Annotated in this window: 1 protein-coding gene; it reads left to right on the top strand. The window is 70.2% G+C overall.

Going from position 1 to position 845, the window contains the following annotated elements:
• Nucleotides 1-207: hypothetical protein (locus EK403_RS22795; protein ID WP_206659608.1), on the top strand; the 207-nt coding region annotated here is incomplete at its 5' end.
• Between the last annotated feature and the right edge of the window lie 638 nt (nt 208-845).

Below are 845 nucleotides of genomic sequence, written 5' to 3'. Positions count from 1 at the left end.
CATCCCACCACAAGGGACAGACCACGCAACATGCAATCCATCGCCTTGGCCAAGCAGATGGATCGCCGGGTCAAGCCCGGCGATGACGGCGGCGGGTCATCGCCGAGACGGCTGACGCATCAGGCCGTGACGCTGGCCCCCGCACCGCCCGTCATGCCCGGCCGAAGGCCGGGTATCCACGACTTGGGCGTGGCGCGCGCGGCCTAGAAAGTCGTGGATACCCGCGCTGCCGCGCGGGCATGACGGCGGTTACCTTCAGCCTGCTCGACAAGGTCCTGGCCAAGAACCGCCTCGACAGCTACGCGGCCGGGCGTCCGTCCTGGATCGTGGAGTAGGTCGGGGACCCCGCGCCGGGGGCGACCGGCGCGGGGTCTTTTGGGGTGCGGGTGGGCGCCGCCCTCGTCATGCCCGGGCTTGACCCGGGCATCTATCGCTTTCGCCAGGGAGATGGATCGCCGGGTCAAGCCCGGCGATGACGGCGGCGGGTTACTCCGCTGACGCCGGACGCATCAGACCGTGACGCTGGCCCCCCGCACCGCCGCCATGCCCGGCCGAAGGCCGGGTATCCACGACTTGGGCGTGGCGCGCTTCGATCCTCGAAAGTCGTGGATACCCGCGTTGCCGCGCGGGCATGACGGCCAACGTCGAGGGCCTGCTCGACACGTCCCTGGCGAAGAACCGCCTCGACAGCTACGCGGCCGGACGTCCGTCCTGGATCGTGGAGTGATGGCTAAGACCCCGCGCCGGGGCGACCGGCGCGGGGTCTTTTGTGCGGGGCGGGGGCGCAGCCCTCGTCATGCCCGGGCTTGACCCGGGCATCTTCCGTGTTTTGGGTCAAGTTACGC

Source organism: Hansschlegelia zhihuaiae, from assembly GCF_004103825.1.
Taxonomy (GTDB): Bacteria; Pseudomonadota; Alphaproteobacteria; order Rhizobiales; family Methylopilaceae; genus Methylopila; species Methylopila zhihuaiae.
The sequence above is the reverse complement of the archived record's forward strand: the minus strand, read 5'-3'. Positions and strand labels throughout refer to the sequence as shown.